Raw genomic sequence first — 24,942 nt, forward strand, 5'->3', positions numbered from 1 at the left:
ATGGCAAACTATCAATTAGTAGCTACGTCAGCAATGGGCTTAGAGTCTATTGTGGCCCAAGAAGTAAAAGCTCTTGGCTATGAAACAACTGTTGAAAATGGCAAAGTATATTTTGAGGGCGATGAAACGGCTATCGCACGCACCAATTTATGGTTGCGTGTAGCGGATCGTGTCAAGATAGTCGTTGGACAATTCCCAGCAAAATCTTTTGAGCAATTATTCGAAAGTGTCAAAGCATTACCATGGGAAAAATATTTACCTGTGGATGCGGCTTTTCCGGTTTCAGGGAAATCTGTAAAATCGAAATTATTTAGTGTACCAGATTGCCAAGCAATTACCAAAAAAGCAATCGTTGAACGAATGAAACAGCATTATAAACGACTTGGCTTTTTAGATGAATCGGGTGCGACTTACAAAATTGAGGTTTCGATTTTAAAAGATGTGGCGACACTGACTATTGATACATCTGGCGCAGGCTTACATAAGCGTGGCTATCGTCAGGCACAAGGGGAGGCACCGTTAAAGGAAACGTTAGCGGCGGCACTTGTGCAAATTTCGAAGTGGAATCCAAATCGTCCGTTCGTTGACCCATTCTGTGGCTCTGGTACTATTACACTTGAAGCGGCAATGTTTGGACAAAATATTGCACCAGGGTATAACCGTGAATTTATTTCTGAGGATTGGCCTTGGATGAAAGCGGCCATCTGGGATCAAGTCCGTGATGAAGCGGAAAGTTTAGCCAATTATGATCAGCCATTAGAAATTATTGGTTCTGATATTGACCATCGTATGGTCAGCATTGCACAAGAAAACGCAATAGAAGCGGGCTTTGGTGAGTTAATCACGTTTAAGCAAATGCAAGCACGCGATTTTACAACACAGTTAACGGATGGTGTCATGATTGGGAACCCACCATATGGAGAACGTATTGGTGATGTAGAAGTCGTGGAGCAGGTAATCCGTGATGTCGGGAAAGTCATGAAAAACTATCCATCTTGGTCTGTGTATATGCTATCCTCCATGAAAAATTTTGAAGAATTATATGGACGCCAAGCGACGAAGAAACGAAAATTATTTAATGGTTTTATTGAAACAAATTATTATCAGTTCTGGGGTCAAAAGTCTAAAAGAGATTAACGAATAGTAACGGAAGATAAGATCTTTTCTTATCTTCCGTTTCGTCGCGTATAATAGCACCAGATAGTTAGAGGGGGAACATCAATTGCGTAAATCTTTACCATTTGCATTATCAAAGGACCGTTCATTTTTTGAATCATTAGGTGATTGGATGGGCGATGTCCTTTATGATGAATTACCTGAAAAAGGCTTTGAATGCCGTGATGAGCAAATTTTTATGGCTTATCAAATAGAGCAAGCACTGAAAGAAAAAAATATCCTCTTTGCAGAGGCAGGCGTAGGAACTGGGAAAACAATCGCTTATTTATTACCAGCCATCTCTTATGCACGCTACACAGGGAAGCCTGCGCTAATTGCTTGTGCAGATGAAACATTAATCGACCAACTCGTGAAAGAGGGGGGCGATATTTATAAACTCCAAAAAACGTTAGGGCTCGATATAGATGTTCGTCTTGCAAAATCGAGAGACCAATATTTATGCTTAAAACGCTTTGAGGAAGCAGAAAAAGTGGAGACTGATGAATGGATTGATGATATTGCCTTTTCCATCCCTGATGGTGTCTATGCACAAGGCTCTATGATTGCTTTACAGCCATATGGAGAACGTAGTGACTATCCAACGGTTAGTGATGAGGATTGGCAAAAAGTGAATTACAATGCCATTATGCAATGTTCTGTTTGTGAGCTGCGTAATCGCTGTGGGCAAACGTTGCATCGCTCCCATTATCGTAAATCAACAGATCTTGTCATTTGTTCTCAGGATTTTTTAATGGAGCATTTGGCTACAAAGGAATCTCGTGAGCGTGAAGGTCAGCTTGCTTTACTGCCAGAGGTATCGATGATTGTGTTAGATGAAGGGCATTTATTGGAATATGCTGCGCAAAAGGCAATGACATATAAAGTTCAGGCAACTACCATCGTACAATTATTAGAGCGATTGATGGTAGATGGCGTACGCGAGCGTACACTGTATGCGATGGAAAAATTACAGGATGATCATGAGCTATTTTTTGATCAGCTTCGTGATGATATCGTTGCTTCAAATGAGGATCGTAAACGTATAAACAAATCGAAAGCATTACTTGATTATGGGAAGCAGCTAATAAATGATGTGGAAGTTTTGATGGAAGAATTCGTCTTTGAATCAGAAATGTATATGATTCCTGAATATGAGTTAAATATGGCGGAAGAATACTTAGAACAATATGAGGCTTCCTTACGTATTTTCATAGCACAGGGAGATGCGGTGGATTGGTTAGAGGAAACAGATGGCGAGGAAACGCTTGTCATTATGCCTCGTTTAATCACAGAAGTTTTAGCAGAAAAATTATTCTCTAAAAAGCTTCCAATCGTCTTTTCTTCTGCCACATTATCGGTCAATAAAGACTTTTCTTACATTGCCTACAGTTTAGGTATTCGCGATTACCAATCATTTTCTGTGCCTTCTCCATTCGACTATGAAGAAGTGATGAAAATTTATTTACATGAGCTTACGCAACGTGACAAAACAGCGCGTGTTCAGCAATTGCTGCGTGATGGCGAGCAAACATTGATTTTATTTAAATCAAAGCAAGCCATGCTAAACTTTAAGGCAGAATTGCCGATTATGGAGCGTATGTATGTAGCATTTGAAGGAGATCGAGAGCTATCAGCCATTGTTCGAGATTTCCAGCAGGGGACTATTAAAACATTATGCTCCTATCATTTATGGGAAGGCTTAGATTTACCTGAGGAAGCCTTAACACGTGTGATTATTTATGATTTACCATTTCCTCCACAGGATCCATTATTTGATGCGAAACGTACGTTTGCTGAAAATCCATTTGAAGAAGTGGAACTACCTTTCATGCAACTACGCTTGCAGCAAGGGATGGGTCGCTTAATCCGTACATCTAATGACCATGGAGATATTCATATTTTATTAAATGAAGAAGAACAAAAACAACGTGCAGCCTTTGAAAATATAGTAGCGGTTGTACCAGAAATAAAATAGAAAAAAGCGAGTTTGCCATAAAGGTAAGCTCGCTTTTTTAATATATTAAAATAACATTATGGGTATGGATGTAATGTGGTGGTTTAAAAAACTGTTGAATATTTCTCTTTTAAGCTATATAGTTCTTTGTAATGCAACGAAATTTGGTGAAAGAAAATATTTTTTGTATTGAAAATAATTTCACAAAAGGTTTATAATAATGACAAGAATTTTTAAGAATAGTCAAATTGCTTGCTGACTATTCCTTGATAGGGGGCTTAAACCTGTCGAACATTCAATCATTGTGTAGAAAATATACAAATCTATCGGCAACGGATATTGACAAGTTAATAGAAATTGAAGCTACGCTAACGTATTATGCTGAGTTGACTGATTGTTATATGTTCATAGATTGCCTGCTGGAAAATTTACCGCATGCAATTGTTGTGGCAGAGGCATTCCCGAAAAAGGAAATTGGTTTATATGAAAAATCAGTTATCGGAAAATTCGTATTTGAAAGTTTTGAACCAGCTGTATTTGCTGCATTCAAACATCAAGAAAAATCTTCTATTTCCAGAGCGATTACGCAGGAAGGGATTACGGTAGAGCAAAATGTGATGCCTATTTTTAATGAGCAACAGCAAGTGATTGCTGTGTTGATTCAGGAAAAAATGGTGAAGATGCAAACGACACCGAAAGATGATTTTCAAAATATGCCTTTTGCTTTAATTGAGCATATTGTAGAACCGAATCCGCAACCGATACCCGTAGTTTCTGATTTACTTGTAGAGTCCATAATTCTCACCAATCATGAAAATAAAGTGATTTATAGCAATCCTGCTGGCTATCATTTTATTTCTGAGCTATCGGGATTAGAGAACTTTGACAATGTTGCATTGGATAAAATTTTACCTTTTTTACAGGAAGTCTATGATAAAGGCGATGATGTCTTTTTCTTAGAAATTACAATTGATCGTAAATCCTTTATTGTAAAGAAAATTCCGATTCGCAGTCAAAACGAGAAGGTCACTCTACTCATTATTCATGATCTAACAGAGCTTAAGCTGAAAGAAAATGAGCTAATGATGAAAACCTTTGCGATACGAGAAATTCACCACCGCGTGAAAAATAATCTTCAGACAGTGACAAGCTTATTACGCCTGCAAATGCGCAATGATCGGTCTGCTGCGAATGCAAGTGCTTTTCAAGAGGCATTAAATCGAATATATAGTATTTCATCTGTTTATGAGCTTATTTTAGAAAATGAAGATAACGCTGAAGAAAAAGTAGATGTTATCGCGTTAGCTAAAAAAATTGGTCATAAAATGATTGATACGTCCAATACAGCAACTATTCAACTAGCCTTTCAACATGATAATTTGCAGCTATTCTGTCATTCAAAAAAAGCGGTATCTCTCGCACTCATTATTTGCGAGCTCCTGCAAAATGCATTAAAGTATGCTTTTATCGGTCGTGATGAAGGAACCATTGATATTCAATTCATTCAGGAAGAGTCTACTATTTCACTCCATATTTCTGACAACGGCGTTGGAATGCAAGAGGTGAAGGCATCTTTTGGGATGGAGATTATCACAAGGCTTGTAGAGTATGATTTAGCTGGCTCATTTTCAATTATCCCTAGTGAAGAAGGTACACATACTCAAATTCAGTTTCCTGTAAGTGAGGAGGTATTTATCGTAAATGACTAGGAAAGTTATGATTGTCGAAGATGAATCACTGATTGCGATTGATTTGAAGTTTATGTTAGAAGACAATGGCTACGAAGTAGTAGCACAGGCGAGTAATGGGGAAACAGCCATTGAATTAGCCTTTTTACATAAACCGCAATTAATCTTAATGGACATTAAAATGCCTAAACTTGATGGGTTGAAGGCAAGTAAAATTATTGAACAACAGCTTGGTATACCCGTTCTTTTCATCTCGGCATACAGTGAAAAAGAATTGTTGCTATACATGAAGCAAGACAATATATTAGGCTATGTCATGAAACCGTTTTCTGAGAAAAATGTGTTGCCTGTGTTAGAGGTTGCTTTTCATCAAATTGATAAATTTAACCGACTCAATGGCGAGATCTTACATAAGCAAACACAATTGGAAAAACGAAAAATCATTGAACGAGCAAAGGGTTTGCTCATGCAGGCTGAAAACATTAGTGAGGACGAGGCTTACCGTAAGATTCGCAATGAAAGCATGCAAACACAACAGGAAATGGTACACATTGCACAGCAAATTATAAACACCTTACAAGTCAATAGTTGAAGCAAAGGCGCTTTAAAGAGATTTCTTCTTTAAAGTGCCTTTTTTTATATAAATTTAATAATGAAAAAGGGGTGATGAGTAAGATGGCAATGATAGGAACGATTATCGTTTATATTATTATGATTTGTGCTGTTTTAGGGGCAATCGGGGCTATCCGAGATGCTGAGTATGGGATTGGGAAAGAATTTATGAATGGGATTCATACCGTTGGGCATATTTTTGTCCCAGCAGCAGGGATCATGGCAGCTATACCTTACTTAACATGGTTTATTAGTCATTTTATTAGTCCGATTTTTGAGTTAATTGGTGCAGATCCTGCGATTGCAGCGACGACAATTTTAGCTTCAGACATGGGTGGTTACCAATTAGCCAATGCGTTAAAGGAGTCTTATGAGGGATGGGTAATGGCTCTTGTTGTTGGCTTTATGTCAGGTGCTACCATTGTATTCTCAATTCCAATGGGTCTTGCGATGTTAGATAAGCGTGATCATAAATATATGGCGCTAGGTATTATGGCTGGCGTATTAACAATTCCGATTGGTGCATTTATTTCGTCGATCATGATCGTGCTATTTAACACAGAAGTACGTGAAGTTATTAGTACAACAGAGGCACCTACATATGTGTTTGCCATTTCTGTTTTACAAATATTAATTAATTTACTACCGTTATTCATTTTCGTTATTTTAATCGCACTAGGCTTAAAGCTTATTCCGAACGGTATGATTGCAGGCTTCATGATATTCGGACGCGTGATGGATGCGGGGATTAAATTAGTATTAGTGTTCTCGATTGTAGAGATTTTCACAGGTATTTTTACAAAGATATTTGGTGCGTGGGGCTTCGATCCAATCATGGCTGATGAAATCGACCAATTCCGGGCATTAGAAACAGCTGGTTATATTGGAATTATGCTAGCGGGTGCGTTCCCAATGGTGTATTTAATTCGAAAATATGCTTCCAAACCACTTGAAGCGGCTGGTAAAAAATTAGGTTTATCATCTGTAGGAAGTGCGGGAATTTTAGCAACAATTGCTAATATTTTGGCGATGTTTACACTGATTCGCCATATGCCACCGAAGGATAAAGTAATTAACATCGCGTTTGGTGTATGTTCAGCCTTTTTATTAGGCGATCACTTATCATTCACAGCTAACTTCCAGCCAACCATTATTTTACCTGTAATCGCTGGGAAGTTTTTAGCTGGTGTTATTGCGATTATTTTTGCTTATAAGCTTTCTGTACCAACTGCATTAAGGCTGGAAATTGAGGATCGCAAGGCAGGCATTATTAAAGAAGGCGAATATTTAACAGATCAAAAATCTTAATTGATTAAAAAGTGAGGTGATGACGTGTGAGTGAAGAGAAAAAAAGATTTATTCAGGAGTTTGTGCCGGGTAAACAGCTAACATTGAGTCACCTTATAGCCAATCCTGATCCCGATATGTTTCAAAAGCTGGGTATCCAAGAATCGGGCGCACTGGGCATTATGACGTGTACCCCAAGTGAAACGGTGATTATCGCAGGAGATTTAGCGACAAAGGCTGCCAATGTCAGACTAGGATTTTTAGATCGTTTTACAGGTAGTCTCGTTATTGTTGGTAGTGTATCAGAGGTGGAAATGGCGATGTTAGAAATTAATCGTTTTTTATCTGAGGTATTAGGTTATACACCATCAAAAATAACAAAATCATAGGATGTGTCATATGAAAAATCGAGTAATGATAATAGGCGGTGTGCAGGCAGGAAAGTCAACATTGATGAATACGTTGTTGGGTAAAGAAAGCAGTGCCAATAAAACACAAGCACTCGTTTATGATGACTGGATTGTTGATACACCAGGTGAATATGTTGAAAATCCAATGTATTACAGGAATATTATGGCAACTTCATTGGAAGTAACCCATGTCATTTACTTGCAGGATGCCACCTCTGCAAGAAGTGTGTTCCCTCCGCAATTTAGCTTAGGGATTCCTAAAATACAGATTGGTGTTATTACCAAGATAGATGCCCCTAATGCCAATATGGAAAGGGCTATAGCCTTATTAAAAAATGTGATGACACATGGGCCCATCGTGAAAACCTCTTCCTGGCAAAAGTTAGGCATCGAGTTGATTGAACCATTGATTCAACTTACGACACAGGAAGAAATTCGTCAATTCGTCAAGGATCGCGATAGTCCGTATCTCATGTATTGCTCACAGTAGCGAGAGGGAGGTATAGGGTGAAAACTGAAAAAATATTTAGTGCAGGCATTGATATTGGGACAAGTACTACCAAAATGGTGGTCAGTAGTTTTCTGTTAAAGAATGTGGCTGGTGTGACACATGTGCCAAGGATTGAAATTATTGAGAAAACGGTGTTACATCAAAGTCCAATCATTAAAACACCTTTTATCAATCGAGACATCATCGATATGAAAAAAATTGAAGAATTTATTTTTCAGCAATATCAATTAGCACAAATCGCACCAACTGACATTTCAACAGGTGCCATTATTATTACAGGCGAATCGGCCACGAAGGAAAATGCAAGCGAGGTTGTCCATACCATTGCCGATGGTGCAGGTCATTTTTTAGTTGCTACCGCTGGTCCTGATTTAGAGGCCATCATTGCTGCTAAAGGGGCTGGTACCCTACAGCAATCAAAGAATTCAGCTAAGGTGATTGCCAATATTGATATTGGCGGAGGAACTGCCAATATTGCTGTGATGCAGTTTGGAGAAGTTATTGGTACATGTACCTTACATGTTGGTGGTAGATTGATTGAATTTAAGGATGGGAGGGTTCAATCAATTTCTCCGCCACTCATGCGACTAATGGAACAATGGGCTAATCCGCTAGCTGTCGGTGATGCGGCCGATGATGCTCGTGTTTCACAATGTATTGACGAAATGGTTGGAACACTTGCCATGATTCTTAGTGGACAGTGTACCGATGGAGAGCATCCATTATTACTAGGGCATTTACCGAACTGGCATAAACCAGTGGATGCCATCGTCTTTTCTGGTGGTGTAGCTTCCTGTATTTATGAAAATGAATGTACTCAGCGCCAATATGATGATATAGGCGAAAAATTAGCGAAAATGCTTATACAACATGAGCAACTACAATCGTTTTTATGGCTACGACCAGAAGAAACAGCACGTGCAACAGTCACTGGAGCGGGTACACAAACAACTGAAATTAGCGGGGCAACCATTCAGGTAGATGCCGAGGTGTTACCACTAAAAAATGTACCTGTTTTCAACTGCCATATGGAGTCAGCGAAAGATTTTAATACTACGGTGAAGACAGCCGTAGAGCGAGCAGATGATTTATTTTCCATCCAGGATAATCGTTCGCCTTTCGCACTCTATTTTAGCGAATTGCCGTATTTAAGCTTTCAGGATGTACATGCATTGTGCCAGGCTATTTTGCAACATTTGGCGACAAGATGCTCCAAGGACATACCAATTATCATAGTCATTCAATCAGATTACGCAAAGATTATTGGACAGACCATACAAGCCATTCATGCGACAGTACCAATTATTTGCATCGATCAAATTAAAGTGGAGACGGGCGATTATATCGACATTGGAGAGGCTCTGCCATCTGGCGTTGTTCCTGTTGTGGTGAAGACCCTTGCCTTCCACTCAAAGTAAGGAGGATGAATGTGAATCTATCGGTGATATTTGGTGGAGAAAAATATAATTTTAAATCATTAAAAGATGTAATGGCTAAGGCCAATGAAGAAAAATCAGGCGATCGGCTAGCTGGTATTGCAGCTGAGACGGTTCAACAACGAATTGCAGCTAAAGCTGTATTAAGTGAGCTTTTAGTCAAAGATATCCGAGAAAATCCATTAGTGCCGCAGGAAAATGATGAGGTTTCACGCATTATTGAGGGCGATATTAATGAGCAAATCTATGGAGAAATCAAAAACTGGAGCATCGAGCAGCTGCGTGAATATATTTTATCGAATGACACAGGGGATCGTGAATTAAAGCGATTAAGTAAAGGGATGAATTCAGAAATTATTGCTGCTGTCACAAAGCTCATGTCAAATCTAGATCTTGTTCATGCAGCCAATAAAGTAGAAATACTGTCAACGTGTAATATTACCATTGGGCAAAAAGGGACACTGTCCTCTCGCCTACAGCCAAACCATCCAACAGACAATATTGATGGCATCATCGCCTCACTAAAAGAAGGACTGTCTTATGGTATTGGAGATGCTGTTATCGGTATTAATCCTGTAGATGATTCAGTTGAAAGTGTCAAAAAGGTACTTACGGCTACAAAAGAATTTATCAATGATTGGTCCATCCCTACACAAAACTGTGTCCTAGCTCATATCACAACACAGATGAAAGCAATTAAGCAAGGCGCACCAGCAGATATGATTTTCCAAAGTATTGCTGGGACGGAAATTGCCAACCGTTCGTTCGGTATTTCTGCGGATTTAATAAGAGAAGCAGAGGAGCTCATTAAAAAGCAAGGAACGGGTACTGGCCCAAATTTATTCTACTTTGAAACGGGCCAAGGCTCAGAGCTATCGGCAGAGGCTCATATGGACATTGACCAAGTAACACTCGAATCTCGCAATTATGGATTTGCAAGACATTTTAATCCTTACATTGTGAACACAGTAGTGGGCTTTATCGGTCCAGAGTATTTATACAATAATAAACAGGTTATTCGAGCAGGTCTAGAAGATCATTTCATGGGCAAAATGCACGGTATTCCAATGGGTGTAGATATTTGTTATACCAACCATATTAAGGCGGACCAAAATGATGTTGAAGATTTAAGTGTGCTACTAACAGCAGCTGGCGTTAACTTTATTATTGCTGCGCCGATGGGTGATGATGTTATGCTCAACTATCAATCAATGAGCTTCCATGATGTGGCTACATTACTCCAAACATTTGGTAAAAAACCAGCACCAGAATATTTAGCATGGTTAGAGAAAATGGGCATTTATGAAAATGGTCGACTTTCAGCAAGAGCTGGCGATTTATCCATTTTTGAAAGGTAGGTGAGTCCAGTGAATGATCAATTAGTCTCTATGATTACACAGCTTGTTATGGAAAAGATGGAGAAAAGCACCGAGAGCCAAGTGCCTGAAACGGTAGCTACTCCAACAGAACAACCTCTTATTACGTTTTATGATACAGCAGCACATCAGGCAACAGAAACAACAACATCAAGAGCAACATCGCAGGAGCCATTAATTCAGCTGTATCAGCATGGAGCTCCACAGCAGGCGACGGTAGCTCCTACTGCTACTTTCGAACAACCCATCAATGTAGCTGTGTCGATTAAGCCTTTTCAGTTTGAGGCAGATACGTTAACGGATAGTGTACAAGCCGCTAAAAAACATACACCTGCTCGAATTGGCGTTGGAAGAGCGGGGACAAGACCAAAAACAAAAACTTGGTTAAAATTCCGACTCGATCATGCTGCTGCAGTGGATGCCGTGTATGGTGAAGTGTCCGAGGGTCTTTTACAAAAGCTTGATGTCTTTCAGGTCACAACGAAAGTCACGGATAAAGAGGAATACATTACAAGACCTGACTTAGGTCGTCGTCTATCAGACGAATCAAAAGCGTTAATTCAGCAAAAATGTAAGCCGCAACCAAAAGTACAGATTATTATTTCGAATGGCTTAAGTGCTAGTGCGATTGAGGAAAATGTGCAAGATGTGTACTTAGCCCTTCAGCAAAGTCTTAGCAATTTAAATATTGATATCGGCACAACTTTCTATATTGATAAAGGGCGTGTTGCTTTAATGGATGAAATTGGTGAGCTGCTACAGGCAGAAGTGATTGTTTATCTCATTGGTGAACGTCCAGGGCTTGTATCTGCTGAATCGATGAGTGCGTATCTATGCTACAAGCCAAGAATCGGTACAGTGGAAGCGGAGCGTATGGTGATATCAAATATCCATAAAGGTGGTATCCCACCATTAGAAGCAGGTGCTTATCTAGGAACCATTGTAGAAAAAATCTTGCATTATCAGGCAAGTGGTGTAGAGCTTGTCGCAAAAGAAGGTTAGGGGGCTGAACCATGAATCCTCAAAAAATTATGGCGCAAATTTTAGCGATGCAAACCATTCCAAGAGTGAACAGTGAACTAGCAGAGCAGTTAGATTTGAAGCCATATCAACACAGCATTGGACTTGTCACACTGACAATCGACGATGTGGGTTATGTTGCCTTAGACGAGGCAACAAAAAAGGCAGATGTCGATGTTGTCTATGCGAAGAGTTTTTATGCGGGAGCGGCTCATGCATCTGGCCCATTGTCAGGTGAAGTAATTGGCATCATTGCGGGAAGCTCACCTGATGAAATTCGTAGTGGACTTGATGCCATTCAACAAAAAATTGAATTTGATACGTACTTTGAAGCCATTAATCATAATGACAATCACGCCCTGTTTGCCCATACCGTGGCAAGCTGTGGTACGTATCTTGCCGAGCTTGCAGATGTAAAGGTTGGCACACCACTTGCTTATTTAATCGCACCGCCATTAGAGGCAATGATTGGATTAGATGCAGCATTAAAAGCGGCAGATGTGGAGTTAAAGGTTTTCTTTGGCCCTCCGTCTGAAACCAATTTTGGTGGCGGCTTATTAAGTGGTAGTCAATCGTCATGTGAGGCTGCGGCAAATGCTTTCAGAGAAGCTATTGAAAATGTAGCTAGAAATCCAGTGATCTAGAAAGGAGGCGGCTTTATGGCCACATTAGACAAAGACTTATTAGCGATTCAGGAAATGAGAGATGCTGTAAAACATGCTAATACAGCACAGGCTGCCTACATGCAATTTTCACAGCAACAAGTAGACAACATTGTGAAGGCTGTTGCGGATGCTGCCTTTAAGGAAGCAGACCGTTTAGCAAAAATGGCGGTGCAAGAAACAGGGATGGGTATTCCCAACCATAAAAAGATGAAAAATGAAGTGGCTTCAAGAGATGTCTATGAGGATATCAAAGACTTAAAAACGGTTGGCATTGTGGGCTATGACCGCATGAAAAAAGTAGCCGAAATCGCTAGTCCTTTTGGCGTCATCGCAGGTATAGTGCCAACGACGAATCCAACCTCTACAGCCATCTTTAAAACACTTATTTCTTTAAAAACAAGAAATGGCTTAGTACTTAGTCCACATCCATATGCCGTGAAATGTACGAAAGAGGCTTTAGATATTTGTCGAGTAGCTGCTGAAAAAGCAGGTGCACCAGAAGGTTTACTACAATGTTTAACGATGTCTTCTATGGAGGCAACACAGCAGCTAATGAAGCATCCTGACATTCATTTAATTTTAGCGACTGGTGGCGGTGCATTGGTGAAGGCAGCGTATAGCTCTGGCAAACCTGCTTATGGTGTAGGGCCAGGGAATGTACCAGCTTACATCGAAAAATCGGCTAATCTTCAAAAATCTGTACGTCAATTAGTGCAAAGCAAATCGTTCGATAATGGCACAATCTGTGCAACAGAGCAAGCCATTATTGTGGATAAGGCAATTGCAGAGCAAGTGCAGACAGAATTAAAGAAAAATGGTGCTTATTTATTAAATGCTGAAGAAAAGGCCAAAATGGAGAAATTGATTTCGCCTGTTCCTGGAAAAGTAAATCCACAGATTGTTGGCAAATCAGCTACTTGCTTAGCAGATTCTGTTGGCATTACGGTACCAGACGATACAAAAGTACTCGTTGGATTGGAAACGATGATCGGTAAAAATATTCCGTTTTCTCTTGAAAAATTGTCACCAATCTTTGCCCTTTATGTAGTAGAAAACAGTACAGAAGCAAAGCAAGTCATGATTGACCTGTTAAATATTGGTGGACGCGGACACACATGCTCTATTCACACAGAAAATGCAGCATTAGCAGAGCAATTCTCCGTTGAATTACCAGTATCACGCATTGTGGTCAATACATTATCATCTATCGGTGCAGTAGGTGGCACAACGGGGCTAGCCCCATCCTTTACATTAGGCTGCGGTACATTTGGCGGCAATATTACGTCAGATAATATAACAGCAAGACATCTATTAAATATTAAACGTATGGCGTACGGTATTAAAGATGTTGAAGTGCCAAAACCAGAATTTGAAGTACTGTCCGTTGTCGAGTCGGTTGTAGCACAAGAACCTTCTTTAGATACGACAATGGTTCAGCAAATTGTCGATCAAGTATTAAAACAAATCACATTACAAAATAAATAATTTGGAGGAATGACAAATGAGTACAGCATTAGGAATGGTAGAAACAAAAGGTTTAGTAGGAGCAATTGAAGCAGCGGACGCAATGGTAAAGGCAGCAAGTGTTAATTTAGTAGGCAAAGTACATGTTGGTGGCGGTATCGTGACAGTTCTTGTACGCGGAGATGTGGGTGCGGTGAAAGCAGCAACAGATGCAGGTGCAGCAGCAGCACAACGTGTAGGAGAACTATTATCTGTGCATGTAATCCCACGTCCACACCACGAATTAGAAATGATTTTACCAAAAGCAGAAGCATAATTTATCTTCTTTCAGTAGGAGACGCTTATTGCTATAGATGGTGTGAGATAAATGCCAATATAGCTTCCATTTACAAAACACGTACTGGATAAGAAGCCATTATGCCAAGACGTAATGGATCAGCATGAGAGCTGACCTAACCGTAGGAAAGCTCTTATCTTGTCCAAGTCAAAACAATTTATGAAATATAGAGGTGGCTAACGTGATAACAGCGACAAAAACATTTCCAGTGGCCATTTCGGCTCGTCATATCCATCTTAGTGAAGCGGATTTACAAGCACTTTTTGGTCCAAATGCAACGTTAACAAAGGATTTTGACTTATCACAGCCAGGGCAATTTGCTGCCAAGGAGCGTGTCTCAATCGAAGGGCCAAAGGGCATTATTCATAATGTCCGTGTCCTTGGACCTGTAAGACCAGCAACCCAAGTGGAAGTCAGCCGCACAGATGCGATGAAGCTTGGGGTTACCCCTCCTTTAAGGCAATCAGGAAATATTGAAAACTCGGCAGGCATTAAAATATTTTATCAAGACAAAGTGTTGGAGATACAGCAGGGGGTCATTATTGCACAGGCACACATCCATATGACAGAACAAGATGCCAAAGAATTGGAAGTACACAATAATGAATTGGTTTCAGTGGAAGTCATCAGTGATCGACCTGTCACTTTCCGTGGTGTCGTTGTACGTGTTTCAAATGACTTTAGTTTAGAGATGCACATTGATACAGATGAAGCAAATGCAGGCTTTATCGAACAACAAGCACAAGGTAGATTAGTAAAAGTATCATCGTAAGGAGGAGGCAAGATGCAAGAAAATTTAGTGCAAAAAATTGTGGAAGAAGTTCTGCAACAAGTTTTAAAAAATCAATCTTCCTCTCCACATGACGGTAAAATTCCCGTTGGCGTATCCGCTCGCCATGTCCATCTTGCACAAGCAGAGGTGGAGCAACTTTTTGGTGAGAATTATGAGCTTACACCAAAGTTTGAGCTTTCACAGCCAGGACAATTTGCTGCGGAGGAAACCGTTGTCATCGCTGGTCCCAAAGGATCGATTGAGCGAGTTCGTATTCTGGGCCCAGCTCGCTCCTTGTCTCAAGTGGAAGTAAGCTGGACAGATGCAATGAAAATAGGATTGAAGCCCCCGTTAAGAGTTTCGGGTGATATTCAAGGCTCTAGCCCTGTTACATTGATTGGTCCAAAGGGGAGTGTTGTGTTAAATGAAGGACTCATTGTAGCACAGGCACATATCCATATGTCCCCTGCGGATAGTGCGAGATTCAATGTAGTAGATGGACAGTCTGTACAAATCAAGGTAGGGGGTATTCGCCCCATTATTTTATCGAATGTGATCGTCCGCGTATCAGAGCGTTATCGATTAGAAATGCATATTGATACAGATGAAGCAAATGCAGGGTTCATTCAACAAGGAACGTTTGCTGAAATGGTCCATCATCAAGTAAGCGAGCCAGCTATACCTGAGAAAGAACAGTCTCCAGCTATACAGAAAGTAGCGCAACCATCCGTCTATCATTATGACAAAAAGCTACTTTCACAAATAGAAGTGCTAGATATCGATGCACAAGAAATTGTGGTCCCAAAGAAAACGATTGTGACAGCACTGGCTTATGATAAATTACGAGAGTTAAATAAAACATTAACAATTCGTTCGGAGTAATAAGAAAATCTGTGTCGCATAAAGAGGGTGAAGTTCATGCAAATGGGAAGAGTGATAGGCAGTGTATGGGCAACACGCAAGGAGGAAGGGTTGAATGGTTTAAAGCTACTCATCATTCAACCAATTGACTCCAATCAACAGCCGATTCGCACAGAAATGGTGGCAGCTGATCGTATTGGTGCGGGTATTGGTGATGATGTACTCATTACAAGCGGTGGGTCATCACGCTATATTATGAAAGAAAATCCGTTACCAATCGATGCAGTGGTCATTGGTATTATTGATTCTACTGAAGTGATGAGAGGTGAGGACAATGAGTAGTGCAATTGGTATGATTGAGACCAAAGGATTAGTTGGTTCATATGAAGCGGCTGATGCGATGATTAAAGCGTCAGATGTGACAATCGTTAAACAAGAATTCGTCGATGGTGGTATTGTGACGATAGTCGTAAAGGGCGACGTAGGTTCTGTACAAGCAGCAGTGGAAGCTGGTAAGGCTGCTGCCATGCGTGTTGGTGAATTATTAGGTGCTCACGTCATTCCGAGACCTGATGAAGAAGTATTCCAAATGATTAAAGGACCAGAGGCATCAAAGAAAAAGCCTGCCACTACAACAGCATCAACACGTGCTAAAAAAACAGCAGACACAACATCACCGACAGATAATAGAGGTGACGCATAATGGCATTTCGTAAAAATAAAATTGCTGTGATTGGTGCAGGTCATACAGGTGCTACATTAAGTTTATTTTTAGCACAGAAAGAATTAGGCGATGTGGTGCTAGTAGATATTCCAGAAGCGGAGAACCCGACAAAAGGGAAAGCATTGGATTTACTACAAACAGGCCCTATCGAAAAATTCAATGTGTCGATTAAAGGGACAAGTCATTACGAAGATATTGCTGGTGCTGATATTGTGGTCATTACAGCAGGTATCCCTCGTAAACCAGGGATGAGCCGCGATGATTTAGTCACAACAAATGCAAAAATCATTCAACAAGTGTCAAGACAGATTAAACACTATGCACCCAACAGTATTGTCCTTGTGTTAAGTAATCCGGTTGATGCCATGACCTATGTGTGTCATAAGGAAACAGGCTTTGCCAAAAATCGGATTATCGGTCAGTCTGGTGTATTAGATACAGCCCGTTTCAATACATTTGTTGCACAAGAGCTACAAATTGCTCCAGAGGATGTATCAGGCTTTGTGTTAGGTGGACATGGTGATGAAATGGTGCCATTAATTCGCTATTCCTATGCAGGAGGCATTCCATTAGAAAAGCTAATTCCCCAGGATCGACTACAACAAATCGTTGAACGTACACGTAAGGGCGGCGGTGAGATTGTCGGATTGCTAGGCAATGGTAGTGCCTACTATGCACCAGCAGCAGCGTGTGCACAAATGGTAGAAATTATTATGAAAGATCAACGGAAAATTATCCCCTCTATTGCCCTATTAGAAGGAGAGTATGGCTACAACGATCTGTTTTTAGGTGTACCAACTATTTTAGGTGGCAATGGGATTGAATCTGTGATTGAATTGCACCTAACAACTGAAGAACAAGCAGCTCTCCAGCATTCAGCTGAGGCTGTGAAGCAAGTGATTGCTATTTGCCAAAACATTGAATAGGGTAAACAGACTCTGTTCTTTGATAGAAAGAAAGTATCCCCAACTTTCTTTCTTATTGCTCTTAATTAATGTTTGATTGGAAACCGAACATGACTTGAAAGCTAGTTAAAATCCCCCTAATAATATATAAAGCTCTTATTTGTAAGAGGATAAACTGTAGCAAGCTCAAAAGTTTGCTACAGTTTTTTTATTGCACATTCACAACTTATATCATAAAAACAATGATGCCTTCTACTATAATCAAAGTAGGAGGGATGTGGATGAACAACATCGTACAGGAGATGATTGATTGCATTGAAGGTCATCTCTTAGAAGGGTTTTCGTTAGAGCAATTAGGGAAGGAGATGGGCTATTCTCCTTATTATTGTTCTTTCAAATTTCATCAGATGACGGGGATGACGATTAAAAAATATATGTCATTACGAAAAATCTATCTTGCATCCTTGGTATTAAAAGAGACAGAGGAGAAAATTATTGATATTGCTTTCTGCTATGGTTTTTCATCTCAGGAATCCTTTTCAAGAGCATTTAAAAGGGTCTTTGGCATAAGCCCGTATGATTATAGGAGGTCTCCTCAGCCTATGCAAACATTTGTGAAGTTAAATTTAAATGATGAAAGAGGCTGGTTTATAATGGACATTTCTCAAAAATTGAAAATTAAGGAATTACAAGAAAAGATTTTTGAGCAATTTGATCAAGAGACTTTGAATGTATTAAATGGTCAGATGATGTATGAAGAATTTGCAAAACATCAATTAATGGGAAATAGTGATTATGTACCTTTCAATGAAGCCATGTGTACGAATCCGACTGCTAGCCCGATTTTCAGCGAGGAATTCAATCAAATCCGAGCGGCTGGGCATCAAGTGTCATTACAGGCATACGAGCAAATGACATTGAATCCTTTGAAGCCTCTATGGACAAAAGGCTATCAATGCATTGTGTTATGGTTTGGGGATGATATGTTTTGTCAGATGAATTTATTGACCATGCTTGCTTTTCTCGAACAACAAGGATATCAAGGCAAGGTCTATTTCCATATGGTCAAGGAAACGACCTATGATGTGGAGGAAACAGAGCTGGAGTTAGGAGGCTATCTAGAGGTCTATCAAGAAGTTTTCATGCACCATCGTTTTCCGAAGGCTACACTTTTACCCGTCATGTATCAGGGCATTCAATTATATTTTAACTATTTACAGGAAGAAAATGATATTACGACGTATATAAAAAAGCATCTTGAGCAGCCGCTAGGGGATTTAATGAAGCAATTATTTTCTCTCTTCCCTCACTATGGGTTAGGAGATAGTCAATATTTAAAAATAATAGAGAAAGTAAAAGACGAATATTCTGAATAAAAATACTAAAAAGTCCACAATATACAAAATTTTCGAAAATATGATAAACTTATAATGTAAAAGGAGGATGAATGCATGACAGTTCAACAATTTACAGACTATGTGAAGAAAATGCAGCATTATGAGGAAGCACTCAATGTCGTTTATTGGGATATGCGTACGGGTGCACCGAAAAAAGGTTTAGCACAACGTTCAGAGGTAATCGGTACATTATCTGCTTCTTTATTTGATATGCAAACAAGTGAAGAATTGGGGGAGCTTTTAGTAGCTTTAGAGTCACAAAAAGCTAATCTTGACTATGTAACATTACGTTTAGTGGAAGAAGTAAGAAAGAATTATGATCAAAACAAAAAAATTCCAGCTGACGAGTATAAAAAATACGTCATTCTTCAATCGAAGTCTGAAACTGCTTGGGAAGAAGCGAAGGCAAGTAATAATTTTGCATTATTCCTTCCATATTTAGAGGAAATCATTCAATGGCAGAAAAAATTCATTCACTATTGGGGAATTAAAAATGGATCTCCTTACAATACATTACTCGATTTATATGAACCAGATATGACGACTGATGTTTTAGATCAAGTATTTGGTGACCTACGTACATCCATTGTGGAACTTGTCCAAAAAATTGCCAATTCATCGAATAAACCAGATACAAGCATGTTATTTAAGCATTTCCCACGTGAAGCACAGCGTGAATTATCGTTAGAATTGCTTGCTCAGCTTGGTTATGATTTTGATGCAGGGCGCTTGGATGAAAGTGTGCACCCATTCATGATTGGCTTAAACTATGGAGATGCTCGGATTACCACTAAATATGATGAAAATGACTTCCGTTCTGCTATTTTTGGCACAATTCATGAGTGTGGTCATGCGATGTATGAGCAAAACATTGATGAAAAGCTTGCAGGTCTGCCATTGGCTACTGGTACTTCAATGGGTATTCATGAATCTCAATCATTATTTTATGAAAACTTTGTCGGCAGAAATGAAAAGTTCTGGGAGCATAACTACGAGCGTCTTCAGCATTTCTCACCAGCACAGTTCGGGGATGTGGCATTAGCTGATTTCCTACGTGCCATCAATATGGTAGAGCCATCATTCATTCGTATTGAAGCAGATGAACTAACGTATCCTTTACATATCATGATTCGCTATGAAATTGAACGTGATCTGTTCAATGGTGATTTACAGGCGAAAGATCTGCCACAAGTTTGGAATGATAAATATGAGGAATATTTAGGCATTCGTCCTGAGACAGATGCACAGGGAGTATTACAAGATATGCACTGGTCAGGGGGCATGTTTGGCTATTTCCCATCCTATGCTTTAGGTATGGTTTATGCAGCACAGTGGAAGCATGCGATGGATAAGGATATTCCAAACTTTGATGCGCTACTAGAAAAGGGAGAGCTACTACCAATTCGAGAGTGGCTAACTGAGAAAGTTCATCAATATGGAGCATTGAAAAAGCCATTCGAATTGCTAAAAGAAGCGACAGGGGAAGGCTTAAATGCTAAATACTTAGCAGACTATTTACAAGATAAATATAGGAAGCTCTATCAACTATAATATAAAAAAAGCGATTTCTCGTTTCTGAGAAATCGCTTTTTATGTCTAAATGCTTACCACAATTGATAGCCTTTGGAGCCAGCCGGTGAGTTCGAAATAATATCGATAATTGGCACTGTGTAAGCGAATAAAATTAACGCTACTAAAATAACAAGCCATACTTTGAAGTTTTCTAAAATAGCTGGTGTTGGGCCGCTAAGCTCATGTACATCACCAATAGGGAATTCTTCTTCACCTTTAGGTGCAAACCAAGCTAATTTCACGACGATATACATAATGACTAGAATCGCGATAAAGAGAATCGTTCCGCCTACAGCTTGTGCGATTTGATAAGGAATCCAATCATAGGCCTGTGAAGCACCACCATATTCTGAGTAATCTGAGCGACGAGGTGCACCGATAAGACCAGCAATATGCATCGCAGAAGACATAATCGTCATACCAGTAGCCCATAAGATACCAGCGAAATTACTAAGATTATTTAATGATTTCGTCAATGTACGACCTGTTAAATGTGGAATTAACCAGAAGGCCGCACCGAAGTAAGTTAAAACAACAGCTGTAGCAATTGTTAAATGGAAATGCCCTGTAACCCAAATGGTATTATGGATTAATTGGTTCATTTGATAGGAGGCATTGACAATACCACCTGCACCACCAGGAATAAATGCCACCATACCGATAAATGGAACGAAGAAACGAGCATCTTTCCATGGTAATTTTTTAAACCATCCGAACAGCCCTTTACCACCTAATTCACGACCACGTAACTCGAACATGGCAAACATCGAGAAGGCTGTCATAAGAGATGGGACAATTACAGCGAACGTTAATACAACTTGAATGAACTTCCATGTACCATCAATACCAGGCTCTGTTAACTGATGGTGAATCCCAACAGGAATAGAGAAGAGTAAGAACAGCATGAACGAAAGTCTTGCTAAAGAATCGGAGAAAATTTTTCCGCCAATTACTTTTGGAATAATCACGTACCAAACCATGTAGGCAGGTAATAGCCAGAAGTATACAAGTGCATGCCCGAAATACCAGAAGAGGGTACGGGATAATGCAACATCGACACGTTCAATTAAACCTAATGACCATGGTAACAGTTGAATTAATACAGAAGCTGCTACACCAAGTGTTGCCACGAACCACATTAAATTATTGACAACTACCATAAACGATAATAATGGACTGCGTTGTCCGCTACCTTTATTTTCTTTGCGCCACTGTACATAACGTAAAATTTGACCTGCGCCGCCAACCCAAGAACCAACCACGACTAATGTAAGGCCTAAATAGAAAATCCAGTGTGCCTTTAGGGGTGCATAGAATGTATAAAGTACAGTTGCTTTATTCAATAAAACCATGGTTGCTGAAGCAGCTGTACCAATTGTCATTAACCAAAAACCGATCCAGCCAAGTCTACGTTGACTAGCAGTGAATGTACCAGATGTACGACTTACACTAGCAATTTGGAAGCCGTAAATAAAGAATGTAGTTAAAATAAGACCAAGTAATACACCGTGTACTGTTAAAACTTGATAATAGCCAATGCCTGCTGGTAATGTAAATTGACCAGAACGCACAAATACTTGTAATAAACCTGCAAGACCACCTAATAGCAATGAGATGAATGCCACATAAATATGTGCCATTGCTAGCTTTGCATCGCGACGATCTACTTTTGTCATCGAATTAGTGTGACCCATTTGAATCCACCACCTTTAGCATAGAGTGCATCATCGTATGTCCTGTACCACAATACTCATTACATACGATTAAAAACTCGCCTACTTTGTTAACTTCTGTTACGTATTCCGAAATATAACCAGGCTCAAGCATCATGTTGATATTCGTACCTGCCACCTCAAAACCGTGCATAACATCTTCGCTTGTTGCGATGAATTTCACCTTTGCACCAAGTGGTACCTCAATTTGTGGAGGATTATAATTGAATGCAGAAGCTACTACTACCACTTCATAATCCCAATCTTTTCCCTCGACCTTATGAACTCCTGGATTATCAAAAGGTGCTGTCTCTTTCACTTTCTCGTAATCTAGTGTTTTTTTACCATTGTTCGGATGGGAGCCTTGATGAAATGCCCCGATACCGAGAATGATCAGGAATGCAACTAAAGTAGCAACTCCGAACACAAGCCAATACTTCTCATACTTATGTATGTGCATATGTTTCTGTCCCTTCTTTATATATTAAAATCTTCCAATGAACAAATCGAAGCAGTACACCCAAAGTAAAATGATGATAATACCAACTCCAAAAACTGCATAGAGTGAACCTTTTAAATTTTCATCTGACTTCTTTTTGTTGTTTGCCATTTTTGCCCCTCCTACGCTTTTTATTGTTGTGTTTCTTACTGTCATCATATAAAAATCCATATCATTTTGATGTGAAAAAAATCACACTTCTACACGTATTATGTGAAGAAAGTGTGAAGAATTAAAAAAAGAAAAAAACAAGCCATCTCAAAAGTCATTGAGAGAGCTTGTTATCTTATTATATTTTGCTTAATTTTAATAAAAACAATAGATGGAGAAAGACTTGCACATTCCTTCCCGTTTTTTCTACCTATACATGAAGGCTGTAGGCTTTTGCATACAATGATCCATTCTAGTTTTTTATCCTTCTTCCTCGATGGTTAATAGAACTGTTAATGCACCAATGCTTGGAACCGAAACTGGGAGAACAAATGCTTTTTCAAAGCCGTATAACTTTGTATTGCCCACCATCACGGTTGGAGGAGTGATATCAATTTCTAAGCTTTCTTGCCCAACAGTTGTACATAAATTTCCTGCAATCATGTTACCAAATTCTCCAGTAAAGGATTCTAGCATTTCTCCCTCCAGTGGCATACCGAACATGGTACTCCCAATCCCGCTAAACACATCGGGGGATGAATCAATGATAACGCGACCCTTTACATCTCCAATTAAACCAATTAATACGCCCATTTGCTGCTGTTGAAAGGGTTCAGAAATAATACTAGGCGACTTTACTTCTATATCCATAGGAAGAATGGATTTTAAAGCGTGAATAGTCCCGTTTAAAATAGTTTGAAAGTACTTCGAATTACTCATCATTACCGCATCCTTTTTCCGACTTTTCTACATCTTACCATGTAAAAAGGGTAAGATGAAAGTATGTCTTGACGAATTAACGTGAAATTTATAATATAATAATGAGAATGATTTTCAAATTCAATGAGATGGTCTGAAAGCCTAATAAAAAAATACATAATTTATATGAAAAGGAGCGGTTAGCAATGACATTCGTATTGATTGGAGCAGCTGTAGTGATCTATATTGGTGTTGGGAAATACGTCATGAAACAGGCGACTGCACATTTGAAATAATTACAGCCAAAAGAGTATGGAGCATCAGCGCTTCATACTCTTTTTACTTGCCCAAATGAAGAGAAATATTTATTTTTTCAGAAAATTGTTGTAAAATAAAGCCAATCCTTTAGGGTTATACATAAAGAAATCAGGTGACTAACATGACAAAACTATTAGTAACGGGGTTTGAGCCATTCCTTCATTATAAAATAAATCCAACGATGCAAATTGTCGAAAATTTAGATGGAGAAACAATAGGAGACTATCGCATTGTTGGACGAATTCTTTCTGTAGATTTTCAGCAATCGGCGGAACAATTAAAGCAGTATATAGAGGAAGTAAAGCCACAAATTATTATTTCTTTAGGATTAGCAGGAGGGCGTTTTAAAATAACGCCAGAGCGCATTGCCATTAATGTGAAAGATGGTGAGCCTGATAATAATGGCTACACGCCGGTCGATGAAAGCATTGATAAGGATGGAGCGGATGCTTATTTAACGAATTTACCGATTCGCAATATGGTGAATCGCTTACAGGCAGCGGGGTATCCAGCAGAAATTTCAAATACTGCAGGTACGTACTTATGCAATAATATTATGTATGAAGGACTTGTTTATGCACAGCAACACGAAGGGGTTCGTGCTGGCTTTATTCATATTCCAGCATCATTTGACCTGGCCATCCAACATGGCAAAATTCCTGGCTGGCATATCCGAGATTTAATAGCTGCGGTAAAGCTTTGTATTGAGGAGAGCATACGTGCAACCAATCATTGAATTTCCTCATGCGATGTGGATTAGCCAACATACTATTCGCTTTGCATTCAAGGAGGAAATCTCCCACGCCAACTTTCAGGCAGTCCAAGCATTTAATCGGTTTCTGAAACAGCAGTTACAGCATAATCTCGTCGAAAGTGTTGCAAGCTATCATACTGTTACAGCCTATGTCAAACAGCCTCTAGATGTTGGTTCATTGAGAGGGGATTGGCTAGAGATGCAAACTCTCACAGCAATGGCAGAAGGAACGAAGAAAATTTTAAGAATACCCATTTGCTATGATGAGGAATTTGCCTTAGATAAGCAGCGAGCCATGAACTATACAGGTTTATCATTTGAAGACTTTAAAACATTACACTTATCGAAAAGCTATTATGTTTATGTTATGGGCTTTTTACCAGGTTTTCCTTATTTAGGTGAATTAGATACTAAGTTGTGTGTACCACGCTTAAAGAAGCCACGAGCTACTGTTTCAGCTAGTTCTGTTGGTATAGGCGGTAGGCAAACAGGCATCTACCCTGTTGAGTCACCAGGTGGCTGGAATATTATCGGGAAAACTCCTCTAGATTTATTTAATGTTGATCGCCAAGAGCCATTTTTATTGGCTCTTGGCGATGAAGTTCAATTTTATGAAATAACTAAACAACAGTTTTGGGAAATGAAAAGCAAAGGAGTGTAGCGA

At 39.5% G+C, this 24,942-nt stretch carries 26 protein-coding genes; 22 read left to right on the forward strand and 4 right to left on the reverse strand.

Annotation, left to right across the window (positions count from 1 at the left end):
* The 20 genes from MHI04_RS07790 to MHI04_RS07885 all read left to right on the forward strand — a co-directional run bounded on the left by MHI04_RS07790 (nucleotide 1) and on the right by MHI04_RS07885 (nucleotide 20,125).
* Entirely contained in the window at nucleotides 1-1,137 is a 1,137-nt protein-coding gene (locus MHI04_RS07790; protein WP_036118413.1) for a class I SAM-dependent RNA methyltransferase, read from the forward strand.
* Nucleotides 1,138-1,222: 85 nt separating this feature from the next.
* Nucleotides 1,223-3,130 (forward strand): ATP-dependent DNA helicase, encoded by a 1,908-nt coding sequence (locus MHI04_RS07795; RefSeq protein WP_089933170.1) that lies wholly within the window; start codon nucleotides 1,223-1,225, stop codon nucleotides 3,128-3,130.
* A 227-nt stretch (nucleotides 3,131-3,357) separates the two neighbouring features.
* On the forward strand, nucleotides 3,358-4,818 hold the full coding sequence (locus tag MHI04_RS07800; RefSeq protein ID WP_051891581.1) for a histidine kinase N-terminal domain-containing protein: 1,461 nt from the start codon (nucleotides 3,358-3,360) through the stop codon (nucleotides 4,816-4,818).
* Entirely contained in the window at nucleotides 4,811-5,389 is a 579-nt protein-coding gene (locus MHI04_RS07805; RefSeq protein WP_036118407.1) for a response regulator, read from the forward strand. The genes MHI04_RS07800 and MHI04_RS07805 overlap by 8 nt, the downstream gene beginning before the upstream one ends.
* Before the next feature lie 83 nt (nucleotides 5,390-5,472).
* The gene (eutH, locus tag MHI04_RS07810) at nucleotides 5,473-6,717 is read left to right on the forward strand and encodes an ethanolamine utilization protein EutH (RefSeq protein ID WP_036118404.1); all 1,245 of its coding nucleotides are present in this window, start codon (nucleotides 5,473-5,475) and stop codon (nucleotides 6,715-6,717) included.
* A 26-nt stretch (nucleotides 6,718-6,743) separates the two neighbouring features.
* Nucleotides 6,744-7,085, forward strand: a complete 342-nt coding sequence (locus MHI04_RS07815; RefSeq protein ID WP_036118401.1) for a BMC domain-containing protein — start codon at nucleotides 6,744-6,746, stop codon at nucleotides 7,083-7,085.
* A 10-nt stretch (nucleotides 7,086-7,095) separates the two neighbouring features.
* Nucleotides 7,096-7,596, forward strand: coding sequence for a EutP/PduV family microcompartment system protein (locus MHI04_RS07820; protein ID WP_036118397.1), 501 nt, complete (start codon nucleotides 7,096-7,098; stop codon nucleotides 7,594-7,596).
* A 17-nt stretch (nucleotides 7,597-7,613) separates the two neighbouring features.
* A complete protein-coding gene (locus MHI04_RS07825; protein WP_036118394.1) occupies nucleotides 7,614-9,035 on the forward strand; it encodes an ethanolamine ammonia-lyase reactivating factor EutA in 1,422 nt (473 codons plus the stop codon).
* 5 nt (nucleotides 9,036-9,040) lie between these two features.
* The gene (locus MHI04_RS07830; RefSeq protein WP_051891580.1) at nucleotides 9,041-10,411 is read left to right on the forward strand and encodes an ethanolamine ammonia-lyase subunit EutB; all 1,371 of its coding nucleotides are present in this window, start codon (nucleotides 9,041-9,043) and stop codon (nucleotides 10,409-10,411) included.
* Between the two features lie 9 nt (nucleotides 10,412-10,420).
* Entirely contained in the window at nucleotides 10,421-11,431 is a 1,011-nt protein-coding gene (gene eutC, locus MHI04_RS07835; protein ID WP_330493849.1) for an ethanolamine ammonia-lyase subunit EutC, read from the forward strand.
* 11 nt (nucleotides 11,432-11,442) lie between these two features.
* Complete coding sequence (eutL, locus tag MHI04_RS07840) at nucleotides 11,443-12,093, forward strand: ethanolamine utilization microcompartment protein EutL (RefSeq protein WP_036118375.1); 651 nt, start codon at nucleotides 11,443-11,445, stop codon at nucleotides 12,091-12,093.
* A gap of 15 nt (nucleotides 12,094-12,108) precedes the next feature.
* Nucleotides 12,109-13,599: an aldehyde dehydrogenase family protein gene (locus MHI04_RS07845; protein ID WP_051891579.1), complete on the forward strand. Its 1,491-nt coding sequence runs from the start codon at nucleotides 12,109-12,111 to the stop codon at nucleotides 13,597-13,599.
* A gap of 16 nt (nucleotides 13,600-13,615) precedes the next feature.
* The gene (locus MHI04_RS07850; RefSeq protein WP_004269321.1) at nucleotides 13,616-13,894 is read left to right on the forward strand and encodes a BMC domain-containing protein; all 279 of its coding nucleotides are present in this window, start codon (nucleotides 13,616-13,618) and stop codon (nucleotides 13,892-13,894) included.
* A 202-nt stretch (nucleotides 13,895-14,096) separates the two neighbouring features.
* Nucleotides 14,097-14,687: a phosphate propanoyltransferase gene (locus MHI04_RS07855; RefSeq protein WP_058845096.1), complete on the forward strand. Its 591-nt coding sequence runs from the start codon at nucleotides 14,097-14,099 to the stop codon at nucleotides 14,685-14,687.
* Between the two features lie 12 nt (nucleotides 14,688-14,699).
* Complete coding sequence (locus tag MHI04_RS07860; RefSeq protein WP_036118369.1) at nucleotides 14,700-15,569, forward strand: phosphate propanoyltransferase; 870 nt, start codon at nucleotides 14,700-14,702, stop codon at nucleotides 15,567-15,569.
* Between the two features lie 36 nt (nucleotides 15,570-15,605).
* Nucleotides 15,606-15,890 (forward strand): EutN/CcmL family microcompartment protein, encoded by a 285-nt coding sequence (locus tag MHI04_RS07865; RefSeq protein WP_036118365.1) that lies wholly within the window; start codon nucleotides 15,606-15,608, stop codon nucleotides 15,888-15,890.
* The gene (locus MHI04_RS07870) at nucleotides 15,883-16,251 is read left to right on the forward strand and encodes a BMC domain-containing protein (protein WP_036118362.1); all 369 of its coding nucleotides are present in this window, start codon (nucleotides 15,883-15,885) and stop codon (nucleotides 16,249-16,251) included. The genes MHI04_RS07865 and MHI04_RS07870 overlap by 8 nt, the downstream gene beginning before the upstream one ends.
* On the forward strand, nucleotides 16,251-17,198 hold the full coding sequence (mdh, locus tag MHI04_RS07875; protein WP_058845099.1) for a malate dehydrogenase: 948 nt from the start codon (nucleotides 16,251-16,253) through the stop codon (nucleotides 17,196-17,198). The genes MHI04_RS07870 and mdh overlap by 1 nt, the downstream gene beginning before the upstream one ends.
* 260 nt (nucleotides 17,199-17,458) lie before the next feature.
* Entirely contained in the window at nucleotides 17,459-18,553 is a 1,095-nt protein-coding gene (locus tag MHI04_RS07880) for an AraC family transcriptional regulator (protein WP_271912863.1), read from the forward strand.
* 75 nt (nucleotides 18,554-18,628) lie between these two features.
* Entirely contained in the window at nucleotides 18,629-20,125 is a 1,497-nt protein-coding gene (locus tag MHI04_RS07885) for a carboxypeptidase M32 (protein ID WP_342535491.1), read from the forward strand.
* Nucleotides 20,126-20,178: 53 nt separating this feature from the next.
* Here the strand turns inward: MHI04_RS07885 and MHI04_RS07890 are convergent, their stop codons facing one another.
* The 4 genes from MHI04_RS07890 to MHI04_RS07905 all read right to left on the reverse strand — a co-directional run bounded on the left by MHI04_RS07890 (nucleotide 20,179) and on the right by MHI04_RS07905 (nucleotide 23,227).
* Nucleotides 20,179-21,840: a b(o/a)3-type cytochrome-c oxidase subunit 1 gene (locus tag MHI04_RS07890; protein ID WP_342535492.1), complete on the reverse strand. Its 1,662-nt coding sequence runs from the start codon at nucleotides 21,838-21,840 to the stop codon at nucleotides 20,179-20,181.
* Nucleotides 21,827-22,318 (reverse strand): cytochrome B5, encoded by a 492-nt coding sequence (locus tag MHI04_RS07895; RefSeq protein WP_342535493.1) that lies wholly within the window; start codon nucleotides 22,316-22,318, stop codon nucleotides 21,827-21,829. The genes MHI04_RS07890 and MHI04_RS07895 overlap by 14 nt, the downstream gene beginning before the upstream one ends.
* Before the next feature lie 24 nt (nucleotides 22,319-22,342).
* Nucleotides 22,343-22,468: a hypothetical protein gene (locus MHI04_RS07900; protein ID WP_255358839.1), complete on the reverse strand. Its 126-nt coding sequence runs from the start codon at nucleotides 22,466-22,468 to the stop codon at nucleotides 22,343-22,345.
* Between the two features lie 300 nt (nucleotides 22,469-22,768).
* Entirely contained in the window at nucleotides 22,769-23,227 is a 459-nt protein-coding gene (locus tag MHI04_RS07905; RefSeq protein WP_036118321.1) for a chemotaxis protein CheX, read from the reverse strand.
* Between the two features lie 418 nt (nucleotides 23,228-23,645).
* Between MHI04_RS07905 and pcp the strand changes: the two genes are divergently transcribed.
* Together pcp and pxpB are read left to right on the forward strand one after the other, a co-directional pair.
* On the forward strand, nucleotides 23,646-24,260 hold the full coding sequence (gene pcp, locus MHI04_RS07910) for a pyroglutamyl-peptidase I (RefSeq protein WP_058845108.1): 615 nt from the start codon (nucleotides 23,646-23,648) through the stop codon (nucleotides 24,258-24,260).
* Nucleotides 24,244-24,939, forward strand: a complete 696-nt coding sequence (gene pxpB / locus MHI04_RS07915; protein ID WP_342535494.1) for a 5-oxoprolinase subunit PxpB — start codon at nucleotides 24,244-24,246, stop codon at nucleotides 24,937-24,939. Before pcp ends, pxpB begins: the two co-directional genes overlap by 17 nt.
* Nucleotides 24,940-24,942: the final 3 nt, after the last annotated feature.

Origin of the sequence: Lysinibacillus sp. FSL K6-1151, assembly GCF_038630755.1 — a bacterium.
GTDB classification, from domain to species: domain Bacteria; phylum Bacillota; class Bacilli; order Bacillales_A; family Planococcaceae; genus Lysinibacillus; species Lysinibacillus fusiformis_D.